The following is a 19,090-nucleotide window of genomic DNA, read 5'->3' on the forward strand; positions in this document are numbered from 1 at the left end:
GCTTGCGCATGCACCGTTCGGCGCTTGGGCAGGTGAGTATTTATACAGTACCATTTACCCCTTCCCTGCCGCGCCCTAGAATGGCCGGATGCACACAGACGACCTCTCCCTCCTGCTGAACTCCCTCAACGATGCCCAACGCCAGGCCGTAGCGGCCGCGCTCGGGCGTCAACTGGTGCTTGCCGGCGCCGGTTCCGGTAAAACCCGCGTGCTGGTGCACCGTATCGCCTGGCTGATCCAGGTAGAGCAGGCCTCGCCGCACTCGATCCTGTCGGTGACCTTCACCAACAAGGCCGCCGCGGAAATGCGCCAGCGGATCGAGCAATTGCTGGGCATCAACCCAGCTGGCATGTGGGTCGGCACCTTCCACGGCCTGGCCCATCGCCTGCTGCGGGCACACTGGCAGGAAGCGCGGCTGGTGCAGAACTTCCAGATCCTCGACAGCGACGACCAACAGCGCCTGATCAAGCGGGTGATGCGCGAGTTGGGCCTGGATGAACAGAAGTGGCCGGCCCGCCAGGCCCAGTGGTTCATCAACGGCCAGAAGGACGAGGGGCTGCGCCCGCAACATATCCAGGCCGGCGGCGATCTGTTCCTGGCCACCATGCGCGAGGTGTATACCGCCTACGAGCAGGCCTGCGAACGCGCCGGAGTCATCGACTTTTCCGAGCTGCTGCTGCGCGCACTGGACCTGTGGCGTGACCACCCGGGCCTGCTGGAGCATTACCAGCGGCGCTTCCAGCACGTGCTGGTCGACGAGTTCCAGGACACCAACGCCGTGCAGTACGCCTGGCTGCGCCTGTTGGCGCGCGGTGGCGCCAGCCTGATGGCGGTGGGCGATGACGACCAGTCGATCTACGGCTGGCGCGGTGCCAAGATCGAGAACATCCACCAGTACACCGCCGACTTCCCCGACGCCGAAATGATCCGCCTGGAGCAGAACTACCGCTCCACCGGCGGCATCCTCAAGGCTGCCAACGCGCTGATTGCCAACAACAGCGGGCGCTTGGGCAAGGAACTGTGGACCGACCTGGGTGAAGGCGAACCCCTGACCCTGTACGCGGCCTACAACGAGCACGACGAAGCGCGCTACGTGGTAGAAACCATCGAAGGCCTGATCAAGCAGGGTAACGCGCGCAACGACATTGCCATCCTGTACCGTTCCAACGCCCAGTCACGGGTGCTGGAAGAAGCCTTGTTGCGCGAACGCGTGCCATACCGCATCTATGGCGGCCAACGCTTCTTCGAGCGCGCCGAAATCAAGAACGCCATGGCCTACCTGCGCTTGATCGAAGGGCGTGGCAACGATGCCGCACTGGAGCGGGTAATCAACGTCCCCCCACGTGGCATTGGCGAAAAAACCGTCGAAGCCATCCGCGAGCACGCCCGCCACAGCCAGCTTTCCATGTGGGGGGCCATGTGCCAGCTGATCGCCGCCAAGGCGCTGAAAGGCCGCGCCGCCAGCGCATTGGGGGCCTTCATCGAACTGATCGAAGGGCTGGCTGCCAAGGTTGCGGACATGCCGCTGCATACCATGACCCAGACCACCATCGAGCAGTCCGGGCTGATTACCTATCACCAGGAAGAAAAGGGTGAAAAGGGCCAGGCTCGGGTAGAAAACCTTGAGGAACTGGTCAGCGCAGCGCGCAACTTCGAATCCACCGAAGAAGATGCCGACCTCTCTCCGCTCTCGGCTTTCCTCGGCCATGCTTCGCTGGAAGCCGGCGACAGCCAGGCGGACGAACATGAGGACAGCATCCAGCTGATGACCTTGCACAGCGCCAAGGGCCTGGAGTTCCCCTACGTATTCCTGGTCGGCATGGAAGAAGGGCTGTTCCCGCACAAAATGAGCCTCGAGGAACCTGGCCGCCTGGAAGAGGAACGTCGCCTGGCCTATGTCGGTATCACCCGTGCGATGCGCCAACTGGTCATGACATATGCCGAGACACGCCGCCTGTATGGCAGCGAAACCTACAACAAGGTGTCGCGCTTCGTTCGCGAAATTCCACCGGGGCTGGTTCAGGAAGTACGCCTTTCCAACAGCGTCAGCCGCCCATTCGGCGCCCCCAAGACAGCCACCAACAGCCACCTGTTCGACAACGCCAACATCCCGCAAACCGCCTTCAACCTCGGCCAGCGGGTGCAGCACGCGGTGTTTGGCGAAGGTGTGATCCTCAACTTCGAGGGCTCCGGCGCCCAGGCACGGGTGCAGGTGAATTTTGCCGAAGGCAGCAAATGGCTGATGCTGGGGTATGCCAAACTCGAGGCGATCTGACGCCTGTGCCAGTACTGTTCCTTGCAGCGGCTGCCTTTTTGGGAGCGCGCTCAAGGGCGGCGGTGCCGGCGTTGTAACATTCAGGCAAAAGCTGGAAACATTATGTCGCTGGTCATGTGCCCGGGAACCTGTGCACCATGACGCGCGTGCAATCCACAACAGGGGATATCCCAATTATGCAACGTTTTCTTAGCATCGCACTGGCGCTTTGCGTCGGCCTGACGCTGAGCCTGGACGCCAACGCCAAGCGTTTCGGCGGCGGCAAGAGCTCGGGCTCCGCGCCTATTCACCAGACCCGCCAGGCCACACCAACCGCGCCAGCCGCCGCGCCGACCGCACCTGGTCGTGCCGCCCCGGCCGCCAGCGGTGCTTCGCGCTGGTTGGGCCCACTCGCTGGCCTGGCCGCCGGCGGCTTGCTGGCGTCCATGTTCATGGGCGACGGTTTCGAGGGCTTCCAGATCATGGACTTCCTGATCGTGGCGCTCATCGCCTTCCTGGTGTTCCGCTTCATTGCCGCGCGTCGTCGCCAGCAGCAACCACAAATGGCCATGCCAGGCCACGCGCCGATGCAGCGTGAAGCCCACGGCCAGCCTGCCCAGCCGTCGGTGTTCGGTGGTTCGGCCGCGCCTGCCGCCGCCCCGGTGATCAACGCACCTGCCTGGTTCAACGAACAGAGCTTCCTGGCCGCCGCTCGCAACCACTTCCAGTCGCTGCAGCAGCACTGGGATGCCAACGAGATGGACAAGATCGCCGAGTTCGTCACGCCGCAGATGCTGGAGTTCCTCAAGCGTGAGCGCGCCGAGTTGGGTGATGGCTTCCAGTCCACCTACATCGACAACCTCGAAGTGCAACTGGACGGCGTCGATGACCGCCCAGACCGCACCGACGCCACCCTGACCTTCCGTGGCGTGTCGAAAAACTCGCGCTTCGACCAGGGCGAAGTGTTCAGCGAAAGCTGGCATATGGTGCGTGCCCCAGGTGAGAACCAGCCTTGGCTGGTAGCCGGTATCCGTCAAAACAGCTAACCGCTGCGCGCCGTACCAAGAACCCCGGGCATGGCCCGGGGTTTTTGCTTTTGTCAGAGTGGCCTACTAGGGTATAACGCGCAAAGTTGTCATCTAGGTCAGAGGAAGTGAACCGTGGAAGAAGTGATCGAACAACTCCGTGAAGCCAACGAGCCGGTGCCGGTACCTTTGGAGCTTCCCGATGAGGATCAGCTGGTAGAGATCGAAGAGCAGCTGTTCATCAACATTCCATACGTGTTCAAAGAGTTTTTGCTGACTGTGAGCGATGTGGTGTATGGCTCACTGGAGCCGGTAACGTGCACCGATCCACAGTCGCACACCTACCTGCCAGATGTGGCGGCCAACGCCTGGGATGCGGGCGTACCGCGTGAGCTGATCCCGTTGTGCCAGGACGGCGACGACTACTACTGTGTCGAGGAAGATGGCACCGTAGTGTTGTGGGAGGCTGAGGAAGAGCAGGTCGGTGAGGACAGCTGGGAATCGGTATGGCACTGGGCACGGGATGTGTGGCTGGAAAGCTGATCTTCCCCACCGATTCCGGTGCAGCGGCGCCTACAGGTACCCACAACGGCCAAGCGTGTGGTGAACCGGTAGGCGCCGCTGTCGCTGCAGCCGGGTGGCACTCAGTGCGAGTTCTCGCGGCTGTTCTCCAGCGTTTCCAGCAAGGCGATCTGCATGCGCGTATGCACGCGAATGAGCCAGCGCCACAGCAAGGCCACTACCACCGCAGCGACCACGGCAATCACCAACAGCAATTCGTTGGTCGGCAAGATGCTCGCTGACAGTGCCGACAGCAGCAGGAAAATTACCAGTAAAGACAGCAGCGGAATCACTTCGGCAATCACCCGCCGCACCCGCTGGGTGTGCCGCCCGGCCAGTTCCGGCTTCACGCCCATCTCGGCCAGCAGCATCGACAGCGCCTTGAGCTTGCGGTAGGCCGCGATCAGGAACGGCAGCGACAGCAACAACGCCGCGCCCCAGATCATCGCCTTCTGCTGGCTGATGTCGCTGACCCATTCGCTGAGCCAGTTACCGATGCGCCCGGCAAAATAGCCGCCGCTGAAGAAGATCGCGATCACCAGTGCCAGGTTCACCCCAACCTGCAAGAGGATGCGCCGGATCATTGCCGCGAGCATGGCACCCTCGCCCTGCGGTTGAATGTTACGCAACCACTCGCCATACAACGACAGCACCCGCGCCAGGCGCCCAGGCACGACATTGCCCAGCTTTTGCGAAAGCGGGTCGGCTGCGCGGATCAGGTAGGGCGTAAGCAGGGTGGTGATAGCCGATACGGCGACCGCCACGGGGTACAGGAAGTCGCTGGTTACCTGCAGGGTCATGCCCAGCGCGGCAATGATGAAGGAGAATTCGCCAATCTGCGAAAGCCCCATGCCCACACGCAGCGAGGTACGCCCATCGTTACCGGCGATGAACGCGCCCATGCCGCAGGACACCATCTTGCCCAATACCACCGCCAGGGTAATGACCGCAATCGGCCAAGCGTATTCGACCAGGACCTGCGGGTCGATCATCAAGCCGATGGCGACGAAGAAAATGGCGCTGAACAGGTCGCGTACGGGTTCGATCAGGCGCTCGATCTTCAGCAACTGGCGTGACTCGGCCATGATCGCGCCAATCAGGAAGGCGCCCAGGACCATGCTGTATTCGAGCTTGACGACCAGCAGGCAGAAGCCGAAACACAGCCCCAGCACGGTAATCAGCAACATCTCGTTGCTCTCGAACCGGGCCACGTAGGCCAGCAGGCGCGGCACCAGCAGGATACCGATGACCAAGGCAACGATCATGAACAATGACAGCTTGCCGACAGTGGAGAATACCTCCCCCGAGCTGACCGTGCCGCTGACGGCGATACCTGAGAGCAGGGCAATGATGCCGATGCCAAGAATGTCCTCGACGATGAGCACGCCGAAGATCAGCTGGGCAAAGCGCTCGTTCTTCATCTTCAGGTCGTTGAGCGCCTTGACGATGATGGTGGTCGAGGAAATGGCCAGGATGGCACCCAGGAACAGCGAGTCCATGGTGTTCCAGCCAAACCAGCGGCCGATCTCGAAGCCGATCCAGATCATCAGCACAATTTCGAGGAACGCCGCGATGAACGCCGTGGCGCCCACCTTGAACAACTTGCGCAGGCTGAACTCGAGCCCCAGGCAGAACATCAGGAAGATCACCCCCAGCTCGGCGAGGGTCTTGATGGTGTCTTCGTCGTGGATAAGGCCGAATGGCGGGGTGTGGGGGCCGATGATGAAGCCGGCGACAATATAACCAAGCACTACCGGCTGTTTGAGGCGGTGAAAGAGGATGGTGACCACGCCAGCGACCAGCATGATGACTGCCAGGTCCTGGATGAAGCTGATGGCATGCATGGCGTGATACTCCTTTTCTCGTCTTTTATGAATGCCTGGGCAAATCGCTCCTCTGCCGGGGCAAACCTGAGCGAGCAGCAAGTACATACTGTATTGAATGCAGGAACGCCCATGGTGCATGGGCGTACTCAGGTTAACATCGCGATCGGCTGCGAAAAGCCGACGCAATATGCAGAAACAGATCGGCTGGAAAAGCGCCGCTGATGGCATGATCAGCGTGACCGCTACGCCCCCGGCAACGTCCCGTAGCAACGAGGCAAATTCACAAGAGGGAAAACCCGTGTCAGCAGATCACCCCCTCCATTCGCCCGATTCAGCGCAACCTAACCGTGAGCACCTTATGGAACCTGGAAACGCCCAGCTGAGCATGACCGTCCTGATGACCCCGGACATGGCCAACTTTTCTGGCAACGTACATGGCGGCACCCTGCTCAAATACCTCGACGAAGTGGCCTATGCTTGCGCCAGCCGCTATGCCGGCAGCTATGTGGTGACGTTGTCGGTAGACCAGGTGATCTTCCGCGAGCCGGTACACGTGGGCGAGCTGGTGACGTTCCTGGCGTCCGTCAACTACACCGGCAATACCTCGATGGAAGTGGGCATCAAAGTGGTGACCGAGAACATTCGCGAGCGCTCGGTGCGCCACTCCAACAGCTGCTTCTTTACCATGGTCGCGGTGGATGACAATCGCCGCCCGGTGCCGGTACCGCCGCGTCAGCCACAAAGCAGCGAAGAAAAGCGCCGCTTCCTGCAGGGGCAGCAGCGCCGCCAGATCCGCCAGGAACTGGAAAAGCGCTACCAGGACCTGAAAACCGACGCTATTTAAAACGCCAGCAACCGCGCTTCAAAGCGCACACGCGGGTGGGCAACGCGATCCTGGGCCCGTACCAGCTGCAGCTCGTAGCTGGCACAGGCCTGGGTTTCCAACAGCACTTCATGCACCGCGGCGGCAGTGAACTCGAATGCCTGCACCCAGCTGTCGCCCAGCAATACCCTGGCCAGGAACAGCCCGGAAGTCAGGTCGCCGACCCCCACTGGCTGACGCGGAAACGCCAGCAGCGGGCGCCGCAAGTGCCAGCAGTGCTGGGCCGTCACCAGCAGCATTTCGAACTGGTCCTCGCACCGCCCGGGGTAGGCCAGGTGCTTGACCACGACCACCTGCGGCCCGCGCTGCAGCAAGCTGCGCGCCATGTGCACGCAATCCTCCAGCGACTGCGCGCGGCGCCCACAGAAGCTGTCCAGCTCCAGCTGGTTGGGGCACAGGATGTCGGCCTTGACCACCGCTTCGTCGAGCAGGAACTGGCTGACCTCTGGCGGTACGATACAACCTTTCTCAGCGTGCCCCATGACCGGGTCACAGAGGTACAACGCCTTGGGGTTCACCGCTTTGATCCGCTGTACCCCGGCCAGGATCGCCCGCCCTTGTTCGGCACTGCCCAGGTACCCGGAAAGCACCGCATCGCAGTGCCCCAGTTCACCGATGTTGGAAATACCTTCGACCAACGCAGGAATTTGCGCTGGAGCAAGCACATCGCCCGCCCACTGGCCATACTGTGTGTGGTTGGAGAACTGCACGGTATTGAGCGGCCACACGTTGACCCCGATCCGCTGCATGGGGAACACCGCGGCGCTGTTGCCGGCGTGGCCGAACACCACATGGGACTGAATGGCGAGCAGGTGCGGAGTACGTTTCATGCGGGTGTTTTCCAAAGCTGTTTCAAAGAATGGTGCGCGACGCAGTATGAACTCGATTGTTACCTGTACGACAGGCCAGGGACGCAGTTAAGCTGGATCTACCTGTTTGGAGCATAAGCAAATGTTGACCCTGGAGAACCTCTTCGTCCTGATGCTGGTAGCCACGGCAGGCGCCTGGTTGTGGCACAACCATGGGTTGCGCGAGAAAGCCCTGGAACGGGTCAAACAGCATTGCGCCAAACTGGACCTCGAGTTGCTTGACGACGCCGTGGCGCTCAAGCGCATCGGCTTTGTGCGCGATGCCAATGGCCGCAAGCGCCTGGCCCGCATCTATGCCTTCGAGTTCACCGTCACTGGCGAGCAGCGCCACCCCGGTAGCGTGACACAGTTCGGTGCGCACAGCGTGCAGATAGAACTGGCACCCTACCCGTTCGAGATCAAGACCCCGCCGCGCACCGACAACGTTATCGAGATGCAGCAATGGCGCCAGGAACACAACCGCTGGCGTAACTGATCAGCTGATGCAGCATTCACGCAAAGCGGCCTGCAGCGCCGCTTGCGATTGCGCCTGATCGAAAATCAGCTCGATGCGGCTGTCCCGGCGCCACTCGCTGGGCTGCCAGGCGGGCAAGCCCCCATCCAGCCCGTTGAAAGCCTGCCACCCCTCCGGGCTGTGGATAACCCCCTTGGCGCGTCGCCAGGGCAAATTCTGCAAGAACGTGCTTAGCCGCTGTGGATAAAACTGCTGGCTGGGGTGCCAGCGCCAGCCAATACTCCAACCACCCTCACCTTGCTGGGCCAGGCAGACCGGCTGGGTGGGGTCGGCCCAGACCGCACCTGTGGTTATTTCCAGATTGTCGACAATCCTGACGGCGGAAAGCGGGCTGTCAACAATCTGTGAAGGTGCTTGGGGTAGGCCACAAAACGCTACTTCACCCTGCACCGCCCACAGCACTCTCCTGCTGCTAAATTTATTACTTATCAACAACTTAGTTGATTCATCCACAGCCTCTGACTTATTCAGAATCACACATTCGCAGGCGTTCAACGCCTGCTGTTGCGCATCGGAAAGCCGCTGGTTGCGAACCACCGCCTGAGCATCCAAAACCATGACAAGTGGCTGAATTGTCAGCACTCCAGCCCATGGCGCTGCCTGCAGCTGTGCCTGCAATTGCAACGGGTGACCCAAACCTGAAGGCTCGATGAACAAACGGTCAGGGTGTGATTTGCGCAATAGACGCCCTAGCCCGACCTGAAACGGCATACCGTTCACGCAGCACAGACAACCACCGGCCACTTCACCAATGGCTACACCGTCTTCATCCCGGCTGAGCAACGCCGCATCCAGGCCAACCAGGCCGAATTCATTGATCAGCACCGCCCAGCGCTCATTGGGCGGCCGCTGCGCCAGCAAATGGCGGATCAGGGTGGTTTTGCCGGCGCCGAGCGGGCCAGCAATCACGTGGGTAGGTATGTTCTGCAGCATGGCCTGGTTCAAACAGTAGCAAAGCCTAACTATGCGCCGTCAGGCCAACCAGTCAAGGCTCAACAGCAGGCGCCCCTGCTGGCCCGAAGGCGAGCGATGTACCAGGCCTGCACCTTCGTTGCCTTGCCATTTCTCGCCCTTGAGCAGCGCCACGTCACCGGCTTGCAGGGTCTGAATTTTATCCACAGGAGGGTGGGCTGTGTGTAACTCTCGCCGGGGGCTTATCGCCTCAGGCAACCACTCACTGCCCGGCCCGACGTAAGTTGTGAGCAAGCGCAAGGGTACGTTATCCACATGGAAACGCGGACACATGGGGCCATCCAGTACGCGCAGGCGCAGACCGACACGACGCGCACCTACCAGGCAGGTGTAGGCCGCGACCAGCCAGGTCACATCGGCTACAAATGACTCATAGCCGTGCAGGTCAGCGGCTTCGCGCAGCAGGTCCGGCAGCACCGGCGGGCGCTGCTCGTCCACCTCGATTACCCGTTGATCGGCCAAAGGCTGGCCAAGGCTGAGTACCAGTTCGGCAAAGTCCTGCAACTGCGCCGGCAAACGCCGACGCCAGACGGCCAGGTTGACGCCATCCTGCAGGACCTCTGCCAATATTTGCGGTGTTTCGCCAGCTACCTGAAAGATATCCACAGCCCTCAGTGCCAGGCTCATGCTGCCGCCTCCGCATGCCACGGCCCGAACGGATCGGGCAACCGCAACCAGCCCATATGCCCAAGCGCCATTTCCTGGTCGGTCAACAAGCACGCATCAAGGTCTGTGGATAACTTTGCAAAGTCGATATTTTGCCCAATGAACACCAATTCCTGGCGGCAATCGCCGGCTTCAGCGGTCCAGTGTTTAAGGATCGCACTGGTGTTATCCACATCCTCGGGCCACTGGTCGCGCGGTACGAAGCGCCACCAGCGCCCCGCCAAGCCATGGCGCATCATGCCCCCCGCTTGCGACCAGCTACCCGCTTCCTGGTACTTGCTGGCCAACCAGAAAAAGCCTTTGGACCGGAGCAAGCGCCCGTTGCTCCAGTGCGTGTGGATAAAGTCGTAGAACCGTTGTGGATGAAGCGGGCGCCGCGCTTGCCAGGTCATGGCTGCAATTCCGTACTCTTCGGTTTCCGGTACGTGCTCGCCGCGTAGCTCCTGCAACCAGCCTGGCGCCTGGGCCGCCTGGTCGAAGTCGAACAGGCCCGTATCGAGAATGCGCTCCAGTGGCACCTGGCCCATGACCATCGGCACGATCTCTGCCCGCGCATTGAGGCTGCGCAAAATGGCCACGAGCTCTTCGCGCTCATGCTGGCTGATCAGGTCGATCTTGCTCAGCAGCAGTACATCGGCGAATTCCACCTGTTCGATCAGCAGGTCGCTGATCGAGCGCTCATCGTCCTCGCCCAGTGTTTCGCCACGGCTAGCCAGGCTGTCTGCAGCCTGGTAATCGCGCAGGAAGTTCAGGCCATCGACCACCGTGACCATGGTGTCCAGCCGTGCCATGTCGGACAAGCTGCGGCCTTGTTCGTCGCGGAAGGTGAAAGTCTCTGCCACCGGCAGTGGCTCCGAAATACCCGTGGACTCGATCAGCAGGTAGTCGAAGCGCCCTTCTGCGGCTAACCGCGCTACCTCTTCAAGCAGGTCCTCACGCAGGGTGCAGCAGATGCAGCCGTTGCTCATCTCTACGAGCTTTTCTTCAGCGCGGTTGAGGCTGACGTTGCGCTGCACCTCGCTGGCATCGATGTTGATTTCGCTCATGTCGTTGACGATGACGGCAACCCGCAGGTTGTCACGGTTACGCAATACATGGTTGAGCAACGTGCTTTTGCCGGCACCCAGAAAGCCGGACAGTACAGTAACGGGAAGACGATTGGACATGGCGAAACCCCTTCAGGCGAGCGCATTCGAAACGATGCATTGCACAATGTTATAAAGTAACAATACAATTTCGCCAAGTCGTTCTCGACGGACGAATGCTCACCAGGGACAAAACATGAAACTGTCACGCGCCATGGCATTGGTGTTGTTCGCCATGCCCACCTCACTGGTTGCCATGCCGCAGAGCACTGCACTGGCGTTGTGTACCCGCAGCGCCACGCTGCTCTCCTGCCAGGACGGCAAAGGGAGTTACTACAGCGTACGCACGCACGGCACTGAGCTTTACCTGCGCGGTTTCGACTCGGTCACGCGGCGGATATGGGCTCAAACCAACAGCCGTTACGGTTCGTTGACCTTCTTCACCGGCCTGGCCAGTGACGGCGAAGCCTGGGTGGGTTACAGCCGCCGCGTAGGCTGGACCACGTTGAACCGGGTGTCCAGTTCCAGCGGGCAACGTTTCAATTTGCATTGCAGCATGATCGGCGGCTGCCGCTGACACCTTTTTCTGTGGAAACCCAATGAACCAGCACACGCTCCCCGATATCGCCTCACAGACTCATGCGTTCGCCTTGCCACTGAACTGGGTGGGCATGTGTGGCATAGCCCTGCCCGTGCAGTTCGAAGGGCGCCCCGCTGCTGCCACCGTCGACGCAGGCGTCAGTTTGATAGACGGCCATTCACGTGGCATCCACATGTCGCGGCTCTACCTTGCATTGGAGGCCCTGGAAAACCAGCCCCTTACGGCGCTGGCAATTCGGCAGCTTTTGGCGGATTTTTTGACCAGCCACGAAGGGCTGTCTTCCGCTGCTTATCTGCGCTTGGGCTTTGATCACCTGCTTAAAAGACCAGCCTTGATCAGCCCATTGGCAGGCTGGAAGAGCTATCCCGTGACCATCGATGCACGCATCGAGAATGAAATGTTCCACGTGGAACTATCCGTATGCGTGCCCTATTCGTCCACCTGTCCATGTTCGGCGGCGCTTGCCAGGCAACTGATACAACAGCAGTTCCAACAGCAATTCCCCGGGTCGCAGGTCGACACTGCGGCGGTAATGAACTGGCTAGGCACTGCCGAAGGCATCGTCGCTACCCCACATAGCCAACGCAGTAGCGCGAAAATTCAGGTACGGCTGCGCAGCAGCCAGCGTGAGCTGCCGATTACCGAGCTGATTGATTGCATCGAAATGAGCTTGGGCACAGCGGTACAGACTGCGGTCAAGCGTGCAGACGAACAGGCCTTCGCTTTAGCCAACGGGCAGAACCTGATGTTCTGTGAAGATGCTGCCCGGCGCCTGCACCAGGCGCTACGACAATTGGAGTGGAGTGCTGCTTTCAGGCTGCGGGTGGAACATGCAGAAAGCCTGCATGCCCACGACGCTGTTGCCGCCAGCCAGTGGCAGTGGGACCTCAACTGCGCGGTTTGACCGTACCGCAATCACTGCCCAGCCACACCGCACGGGTGTTCATACTGCCTTGCTGCTGAACACCCGACGCGTTGAAGGTGCCGCTGACCTGGGTGGTGAACTCCCGATCACTGAGGAACGTCGCCTGGCCACTGCCCTGTGCCTTCGGGCAGCTGAACTCGAACTTCCACACGTTGCCGGTACGGTCAGTGATTTTCTGCGTGCAACCGGATTTGGGGTCCTGCAGCGGGATGTCGTTGGTCGCCACTTGTTCGGCGGTCAGGCATGAACGCACGCCATTACCAGCCACCGTAACCCCTTGTTTGGCCAGCACGCCTTCCATCATCGCGCGCTGCTCCGGCGGCAGGTTCTTGAGCTGGCCCAGCATGAACCCCATGTCAGGTAACGGCTTGCCATCGACCTGCATGTTGCTGGTGGTCAGCTCCCACAAACCCGGTTGCAGCATCTGGGCATGCACCAGCGGGCTGCTCATACCGAGGACCAGGGCCAACAGTGGCAGACGAATCTTCATGGGTGAACACTCCTGAAAAAAGCCGGCCAAGCGGGCCGGGCTGAGCCTTAGACGCCAAAACCATCCGCAGGTTGCAAGGTGCACCGGGAACGTGTTCTGTTAGCCAACAGTACTCGGTGAGCAGGATGCATATGGATTACCACAGCCCCTATTTCTTTGGTTATGTAATTGGCCTGATTCATCTACTGGGTATCGTAGCCGCACTGCATGCGTTGTTCACGGTGCGCACGGCCCAAGGCGCAATTGCCTGGGCGATGCCGTTGTTCTTCATTCCTTATTTCACCCTTATACCGTACCTGGTGTTCGGCGCCCGTTCGTTCAATGCGTATATCAAGGCGCGCCGCCAAGCCAACCAGGAAATGCACGTTGCAATGGCCAACCTCAACTGGCGGCCATGGGTTGAAGAAGCCCTGACCGCCCGCGAGTCGGAAAGCTACGCCGCGCTACGCGCCATGCCCAAACTGGGGCGCATGCCTTGCCTGGCGAACAACCAGGTGAAGCTGCTGATCAATGGCAAGGCCACCTTCGATGCCATTTTCGCGGCCATCGAAAAAGCCCACGATGTGGTGCTTGTGCAGTTCTTCATCATCCATGACGACAAACTCGGCAAGGCATTACAGCACCTGCTGCTGCGCAAGGCGGCTGAAGGGGTTCAGGTGTTTGTGCTGTACGACCGTGTCGGTAGCCATGCCTTGCCAGCCAGCTACAGCCAGGCGCTGCGTGATGGCGGCGTACAGGTTCACGCTTTCGCCACCCGGCGTGGTTGGTTCAACCGCTTTCAGGTCAACTTCCGCAACCATCGCAAGATCGTGGTGGTGGATGGCTTGGTCGGTTTCATCGGCGGGCATAACGTAGGTGACGAGTACCTGGGTGAAGACCCGCAGCTTTCACCGTGGCGCGATACTCATGTGCAGATCGGCGGGCCAGTGCTGGCCTGCCTGCAAGAGTCGTTCGCCGAAGACTGGTACTGGGCCTCGCGCCAGCTGCCGCCGCTGATTCTGCCAGATGCCTACCCGGACGACGGCGTGCTCTGCCAGGCCTTGGCCAGTGGGCCGGCGGACCCACAGGAAACCTGCGCACTGTTCTTCCTTGAAGCCATCCACTCCGCCACGCGCAGGGTGTGGATAACCACCCCCTACTTCATCCCTGACGAAGCGGTGTTCGCGGCATTGCGCCTGGCAGCACTGCGTGGGGTGGATGTGCGCGTATTGATCCCGGCACGCCCCGACCACCGGGTTGTCTATGCCGCCTCCAGCCTGTTTGCCTTCGAAGCGGTACGCGCAGGCGTACGCATGTTCCGCTACCAGCCGGGTTTCCTGCACCAGAAGGTAGTACTGGTAGATGACGAGGTCAGCGCAATCGGCAGTGCCAACCTGGACAACCGTTCATTCCGCCTGAACTTCGAGATCACCCTGCTGACGGTCGACCGTGGCTTTGCCGACCAGGTGGAACGTATGTTGAATGAAGACTTCGAGCAGGCGCGAGAAATAACCGTTGAGGACAGCCGCGACACCCACCGGCTACAGCAATTGGGGATGCGCATCGCACGCTTGATATCCCCAATCCTGTAACCGGTGCCGCCGACCAGAGGTAGGTGTCAGCGGTACAGATCCTCGCGTGTCCAGGGCAGGTCGTGATGCCCGTCGGCATAGGGCTTCACTGCCAGAATCTGGTGCAGGTTGATCCAGCCCTTCTGGAACGCATAGGCACACCCGGCCAGGTACAAACGCCAGATGCGCAGGGTTTTCTCGGGGACCAGTGCCGCCGCCTTGTGCAGCTGGTTCTCCAGATTCTCGCTCCAGTGGTGCAGGGTCTTGGCGTAGTGCAGGCGCAAGCTCTCCACGTCCACCACCTCCAGCCCTGCTTCGCAGATGCTGGCACTGATCATCGACAGGTGGGGCAGCTCACCATGTGGGAACACGTAGCGATCGATGAACTCGCCTGCACCTCGCCCCACCGGCCGACCATCCACATGCTTGGCGGTGATGCCGTGGTTCATCACCAGCCCCCCTTCCCTCACCGCACCGAACAGCTTCTGGCAATACAACGCCAGGTTGGCATGGCCGACATGCTCGAACATGCCCACGCTGACAACCTTGTCGAAGCGGCCGTCTTGAGGCAGGTCGCGGTAATCGAGAATCTGTAAATCGACCTTGTCGCTCAGACCCTCTGCCTTGACCCGCTGGCGGCCGAGCTTCAACTGCTCTTTGCTGAGGGTGATGCCGAATACCTTGGCGCCATACTCACGGGCGGCGAATCGCGCCAGGCCACCCCAGCCACAGCCCACATCGAGCAGATAGTCGCCCGCCTCGAGCCGCAGCTTGCGGCACAGGTGCTCGAACTTGTCCTGCTGCGCCTGCTCGAGGGTGTTGTCCGGCTCGCGAAAATAAGCGCATGAGTACACCATGTCCTGGTCCAGCCACAGCTGGTAGAACTCATTGGATACGTCGTAGTGATAGGAAATGGCCTGCGCGTCGGTAGTCTTGTCATGCGCCAGGCGCTGGGGCGGCGTGTCGTCTTCGTCGGTAAGCAGTGCCTCACTCAGCTCATCGCAAACGCGTATGGCCTCACCGATATCGCCTTCCAGCTCCAACTTGCCTTCGACAAATGCCGTACCCAACTGGTCCATGCTCGGGTGGGTCAGCTGGCTGATCAACTGGGGTTCTCTGACCAGTATGGTGACCTGCGGGCTGGGCCCGAGATCGAAGTGGTTGCCGTCCCAGAGTTTCAGCCGCAGCGGCAGATGCAAGCTCTGCAGTGCCGGTGGAAGTTGCGCAAGCATGAACGACCCTCCTGTCCGTATTTGGCCACGACGCCTGAAATTTCGAACGTCGTCGGATCAGAGTAGTTCATTCGTGGGATGTTTCCTCCAGACGCGAACATGGCCTAGCCCCGACTGACCTGATATGCACAGCAAATTGTATACAACTTGACGAGCTCAGCCTAACCTTATGCCCCTGTCGCGTTTCTACATCCCTGGAGTTGAACCATGAAATTCTATGACGTGGTGATCATCGGCGGTGGCCCTGGCGGCTACAACGCAGCCATTCGCGCTGGCCAAATTGGGCTCAGTGTCGCCTGCGTGGAGGGCCGCTCGACCTTGGGCGGCACTTGCCTGAACGTCGGCTGCATGCCGTCCAAGGCACTGCTGCATGCTTCCGAACTCTACGAAGCCGCCAGCGGTGAGGCGTTCGCACACCTCGGCATCGAAGTCAAACCCACGCTGAACCTCGCCCAGATGATGAAGCAGAAGGACGAGAGCGTGGCCGGCCTGACCAAAGGCATCGAGTACCTGTTCCGCAAGAACAAGGTCGACTGGATCAAGGGCTGGGGCCGCCTGGATGGCGTCGGCAAAGTGGTCGTGAAGGCACAGGACGGCAGCGAAACCACGCTGCAGGCCAAAGACATCGTCATCGCCACCGGTTCCGAGCCAACGCCGCTGCCAGGCGTGACCATCGACAACCAGCGCATCATCGACTCGACCGGCGCGCTGTCGCTGCCGCAGGTGCCCAAGCACCTGGTCGTAATCGGTGCCGGGGTGATCGGCCTCGAATTGGGGTCGGTGTGGCGCCGGCTGGGTAGCCAGGTCACGGTCATCGAATACCTTGATCGCATCTGCCCTGGCACCGACAGCGAAACCGCCAAGACCCTGCAGAAGGCATTGGCCAAGCAAGGTATGGCGTTCAAGCTGGGCAGCAAAGTGACCCAGGCGACCGCCAGCGCCGACGGCGTGGCCTTGACCTTGGAGCCTGCAGCGGGTGGCGCGGCAGAAACACTGCAAGCCGATTATGTACTGGTCGCGATCGGTCGCCGCCCCTATACCAAAGGCCTGAACCTGGAAAGCGCAGGCCTGGAAACCGACAAGCGCGGCATGCTCGGCAACGAACATCACCGCACTTCAGTGCCCGGGCTTTGGGTAATCGGCGACGTCACTTCCGGGCCGATGCTGGCGCACAAGGCCGAAGACGAAGCAGTGGCCTGCATCGAGCGCATCGCCGGCAAACCGCACGAGGTCAACTACAACCTCATCCCTGGCGTGATCTATACCCGGCCGGAGCTAGCCAGCGTGGGCAAGACCGAAGAGCAGCTCCAGGCCGACGGGCGTGAATACAAAGTGGGCAAATTCCCCTTCACGGCCAACAGCCGCGCCAAGATCAACCACGAGACCGAAGGCTTCGCCAAGGTGCTGGCCGATGCCAAAACCGACGAAGTGCTGGGTGTGCACCTGGTGGGCCCGAGCGTCAGCGAAATGATCGGTGAATTCTGCGTGGCCATGGAGTTCTCGGCTTCGGCCGAAGATGTCGCCCTCACCTGCCACCCCCACCCCACCCGCTCCGAAGCGTTGCGCCAGGCAGCGATGAATGTGGATGGCATGGCCATGCAGATTTGAGTCGACCACGCCGAGGGCAACAGCGGGCGGGAGCTTGCGCCCGCTGCTGCCCCCTTCGGCGCAGGCAAGCGTTTTGTGCGTAGCAGTTACTCGGCCCTGCTGGTTGATGACTACTGTTCAGGGCTACCTGGCAGACCCCGGCAGCAGATACGCTGCACCGCCGGGGTCGGCAGGCTTCAGGCCACCGAGGCTTGACGCGGCACGCGCACGCTCAGCATGCCCGACAACGAGATCAACCAAAGCACCAGAAACACGCAGGCAATTGCCAGGTTCGAGGTCAGCGGCAAAGCGCTGACCAGCGCCGAGACCAATGACCCGAATACCAGCATCAGGCAGCCTTGCAGGCTGGCGGCAACACCGGCGCGGTCGGGGAACAGCGACATCGAGTTGGCCATGGCGTTGGAGAAGATGAAGCCCTGACCGAACGCGACCAGCATGATGCCGCCCAAGATCGAGACCAGGTGAAGCTCCTCTGCCTGCGTGGCGATGGTCACCACGCCGAGCAGAAACACCGCCATTCCTGCCCACATCAGCAGCCGCGGCTTGACCTGCCGGATCAGCGCACGGTTGACCAGAGTGCCGACCAGGTAGCAGCTACCCACAGCCAGCGCGGTGGTACCAAAGTACTGCGCGCTATGCCCCAGGCGTTCCTGGACGATGTGTGGGCCGAACACGTTCCATAGCAGAAACGCCGAGAAGCTCGAGCCGAGCACGACCACCGAGGCCCGAAAACGGCTGTCCGCCAGGATTGGGCGGTAGCCGGCACAGGTTTGCAAGGCGCTGCGTCTGTTCGTTGCGGGCAACGACTCTTTGAGCCCTGCCAGCACGAAGGCCAACACGATGACGGCGTATACGGCGTACAGGACGAAGTTATAGCGCCAGCCAAGGTGCACTTCGATCACCCCGCCAATGTACGGCGCGATCACCGGCCCCAGGCCGAAGGCCAGGCTGAGGTAGATGATCGCTACGTAGAAACGCGGCCCTTTGACGATGTCCACCAGCAGCGCACGGGCAACTACCTGACAGGCGCCGATGGCGAAGCCTTGCAGGGCGCGGGCGAGCAGGAGCATCTCGATGGACGTGGCCACGGTTGCCAACACGCTGCCCGCGAGGAACACCAATAGCCCCAATTGCACCGCCGGCCGCCGCCCACGGGCATCGGCCATGATGCCGAAGAACAGCTGCCCCAGTGCGTAGAACAGCAGGGTGATGGTGATGGTGTTCTGCATCAGCGCCGGGCTGGCTGACAGTTCACGGCCAATGGAGGGGATACTCGGCGCGTACAGGTCGATGGCGATACCGCCCACGCTGTTGATCAGCGGCGCCAGAAAGACAATGAAATTCTCGTAACGCTTGGTCACGTTCATGTTTACCTCCGGCGCGCCGGGCAGCGGATGCCCGGCGCGCGTCGTGGTCAGGCCGAGGCCTGGCGATTGAAAGTAGGGACGGCCTGGCCCAGGCCCGCGGCAGATGCCGGTGCGCTCATCCAGATGCTCGGTGGCGCCAATCGCGCGGCCACCACGCGTGGGCCTTGTTGGTAGTAGGAACCCCAATTGACTTGGGGATCCTTGACCCGGGCTTGATCGGCGCCGCCCAGATCGTCGAGGGTATCGACGATCGGGGTCAGCAGTTGGCGCACCTGTTCGGTCGCGGTCAGCACCACCAGGCCGAAGTTGCGCAGGGCCAGGGTCTGAATCACGTTGTTTAGCAGGTACTTGCCGGCGCCGCTGCCGCTGCGAAACGAAGCGAAGGCGCCCACTTCGGCGATCCGCGCCCGGTCCAGGCCGTAACGCTGGTCCAGGCTCTGGTCCAGGTAATACTCGCTGAACAGCTTGCCCGAATCGCCGTAGCTGATGCCGGCGCAGGCGTGACCTGGCGCACCGCCATTGGAACCGGTCAGGCAAACGAAAAGGTCCGGCTGCGGCTCGGGGGTGGCATCGTAGTGCTTGAGGTAGTGGGCACGCACCGCCTCCTGCAGACAACGGTAGCCGGGCCGGCCTTTGTAGAAATTGCGCACGATGTACATGGG

General features: G+C 61.2%; 19 protein-coding genes. 10 read left to right on the plus strand and 9 right to left on the minus strand.

Going from position 1 to position 19,090, the window contains the following annotated elements; genetic code table 11:
• Positions 1-88 precede the first annotated feature (88 nt).
• The 3 genes from uvrD (at position 89) to GEV39_RS25030 (ending at position 3,822) form a co-directional block, all read left to right on the plus strand.
• Positions 89-2,275 (plus strand): DNA helicase II, encoded by a 2,187-nt coding sequence (gene uvrD / locus GEV39_RS25020; RefSeq protein ID WP_009683531.1) that lies wholly within the window; start codon positions 89-91, stop codon positions 2,273-2,275.
• A gap of 176 nt (positions 2,276-2,451) precedes the next feature.
• Positions 2,452-3,300: a Tim44 domain-containing protein gene (locus tag GEV39_RS25025; protein WP_115295151.1), complete on the plus strand. Its 849-nt coding sequence runs from the start codon at positions 2,452-2,454 to the stop codon at positions 3,298-3,300.
• Positions 3,301-3,414: 114 nt separating this feature from the next.
• Positions 3,415-3,822 (plus strand): SMI1/KNR4 family protein, encoded by a 408-nt coding sequence (locus GEV39_RS25030; protein WP_173891603.1) that lies wholly within the window; start codon positions 3,415-3,417, stop codon positions 3,820-3,822.
• A 101-nt stretch (positions 3,823-3,923) separates the two neighbouring features.
• Here GEV39_RS25030 and GEV39_RS25035 read toward each other — a convergent pair whose 3' ends face one another.
• Complete coding sequence (locus GEV39_RS25035; protein ID WP_173891604.1) at positions 3,924-5,684, minus strand: cation:proton antiporter; 1,761 nt, start codon at positions 5,682-5,684, stop codon at positions 3,924-3,926.
• Here GEV39_RS25035 and GEV39_RS25040 point away from each other — a divergent pair.
• Positions 5,679-5,888, plus strand: a complete 210-nt coding sequence (locus GEV39_RS25040; protein WP_173887063.1) for a hypothetical protein — start codon at positions 5,679-5,681, stop codon at positions 5,886-5,888. The genes GEV39_RS25035 and GEV39_RS25040 overlap by 6 nt on opposite strands.
• Positions 5,889-6,024: 136 nt before the next feature.
• Entirely contained in the window at positions 6,025-6,510 is a 486-nt protein-coding gene (locus tag GEV39_RS25045) for an acyl-CoA thioesterase (RefSeq protein ID WP_009683536.1), read from the plus strand.
• Here GEV39_RS25045 and pdxY read toward each other — a convergent pair.
• Complete coding sequence (gene pdxY / locus GEV39_RS25050; RefSeq protein WP_173891605.1) at positions 6,507-7,379, minus strand: pyridoxal kinase PdxY; 873 nt, start codon at positions 7,377-7,379, stop codon at positions 6,507-6,509. The two genes, GEV39_RS25045 and pdxY, sit on opposite strands and share 4 nt — an antisense overlap.
• Positions 7,380-7,500: 121 nt before the next feature.
• Between pdxY and GEV39_RS25055 the strand changes: the two genes are divergently transcribed.
• Entirely contained in the window at positions 7,501-7,893 is a 393-nt protein-coding gene (locus GEV39_RS25055) for a DUF3301 domain-containing protein (RefSeq protein WP_009683538.1), read from the plus strand.
• Here the strand turns inward: GEV39_RS25055 and GEV39_RS25060 are convergent, their stop codons facing one another.
• The 3 genes from GEV39_RS25060 to zigA are packed head-to-tail and all read right to left on the minus strand — an operon-like array spanning position 7,894 to position 10,736.
• Positions 7,894-8,865, minus strand: a complete 972-nt coding sequence (locus GEV39_RS25060; RefSeq protein WP_173891606.1) for a CobW family GTP-binding protein — start codon at positions 8,863-8,865, stop codon at positions 7,894-7,896.
• 39 nt (positions 8,866-8,904) lie between these two features.
• On the minus strand, positions 8,905-9,531 hold the full coding sequence (locus GEV39_RS25065) for a DUF1826 domain-containing protein (RefSeq protein ID WP_173891607.1): 627 nt from the start codon (positions 9,529-9,531) through the stop codon (positions 8,905-8,907).
• Complete coding sequence (gene zigA, locus GEV39_RS25070) at positions 9,528-10,736, minus strand: zinc metallochaperone GTPase ZigA (protein ID WP_173891608.1); 1,209 nt, start codon at positions 10,734-10,736, stop codon at positions 9,528-9,530. Before zigA ends, GEV39_RS25065 begins: the two co-directional genes overlap by 4 nt.
• A gap of 115 nt (positions 10,737-10,851) precedes the next feature.
• Here zigA and GEV39_RS25075 point away from each other — a divergent pair, with 115 nt between their 5' ends.
• Both GEV39_RS25075 and folE2 read left to right on the plus strand, forming a co-directional pair.
• Positions 10,852-11,232, plus strand: coding sequence for a glutamine synthetase (locus GEV39_RS25075; protein WP_173891609.1), 381 nt, complete (start codon positions 10,852-10,854; stop codon positions 11,230-11,232).
• A gap of 22 nt (positions 11,233-11,254) precedes the next feature.
• Positions 11,255-12,160 (plus strand): GTP cyclohydrolase FolE2, encoded by a 906-nt coding sequence (folE2, locus tag GEV39_RS25080; RefSeq protein ID WP_173891610.1) that lies wholly within the window; start codon positions 11,255-11,257, stop codon positions 12,158-12,160.
• Here the strand turns inward: folE2 and GEV39_RS25085 are convergent.
• Positions 12,144-12,671, minus strand: a complete 528-nt coding sequence (locus tag GEV39_RS25085; RefSeq protein ID WP_009683544.1) for a DUF3617 domain-containing protein — start codon at positions 12,669-12,671, stop codon at positions 12,144-12,146. The genes folE2 and GEV39_RS25085 overlap by 17 nt on opposite strands.
• Before the next feature lie 131 nt (positions 12,672-12,802).
• Between GEV39_RS25085 and cls the strand changes: the two genes are divergently transcribed.
• Positions 12,803-14,242, plus strand: a complete 1,440-nt coding sequence (gene cls / locus GEV39_RS25090) for a cardiolipin synthase (RefSeq protein ID WP_173891611.1) — start codon at positions 12,803-12,805, stop codon at positions 14,240-14,242.
• A 26-nt stretch (positions 14,243-14,268) separates the two neighbouring features.
• Here the strand turns inward: cls and cfaB are convergent, their stop codons facing one another.
• Positions 14,269-15,453: a C17 cyclopropane fatty acid synthase CfaB gene (cfaB, locus tag GEV39_RS25095; protein WP_173891612.1), complete on the minus strand. Its 1,185-nt coding sequence runs from the start codon at positions 15,451-15,453 to the stop codon at positions 14,269-14,271.
• A gap of 207 nt (positions 15,454-15,660) precedes the next feature.
• On the opposite strand from cfaB, the gene lpdA reads away from it, so the two are divergent.
• On the plus strand, positions 15,661-17,061 hold the full coding sequence (lpdA, locus tag GEV39_RS25100) for a dihydrolipoyl dehydrogenase (RefSeq protein WP_173891613.1): 1,401 nt from the start codon (positions 15,661-15,663) through the stop codon (positions 17,059-17,061).
• Positions 17,062-17,237: 176 nt separating this feature from the next.
• Here lpdA and GEV39_RS25105 read toward each other — a convergent pair whose 3' ends face one another.
• Both GEV39_RS25105 and GEV39_RS25110 read right to left on the minus strand, forming a co-directional pair.
• Positions 17,238-18,428 carry a multidrug effflux MFS transporter gene (locus GEV39_RS25105; protein ID WP_173891614.1) on the minus strand — a complete coding sequence of 397 codons (1,191 nt, stop codon included), beginning with the start codon at positions 18,426-18,428 and terminating at the stop codon, positions 17,238-17,240.
• A gap of 47 nt (positions 18,429-18,475) precedes the next feature.
• Entirely contained in the window at positions 18,476-19,087 is a 612-nt protein-coding gene (locus GEV39_RS25110) for a thermostable hemolysin (protein WP_173891615.1), read from the minus strand.
• Positions 19,088-19,090 lie beyond the last annotated feature (3 nt).

The sequence above is a fragment of the Pseudomonas sp. NY5710 genome (genome assembly GCF_013305665.1).
Taxonomy (GTDB): domain Bacteria; phylum Pseudomonadota; class Gammaproteobacteria; order Pseudomonadales; family Pseudomonadaceae; genus Aquipseudomonas; species Aquipseudomonas juntendi.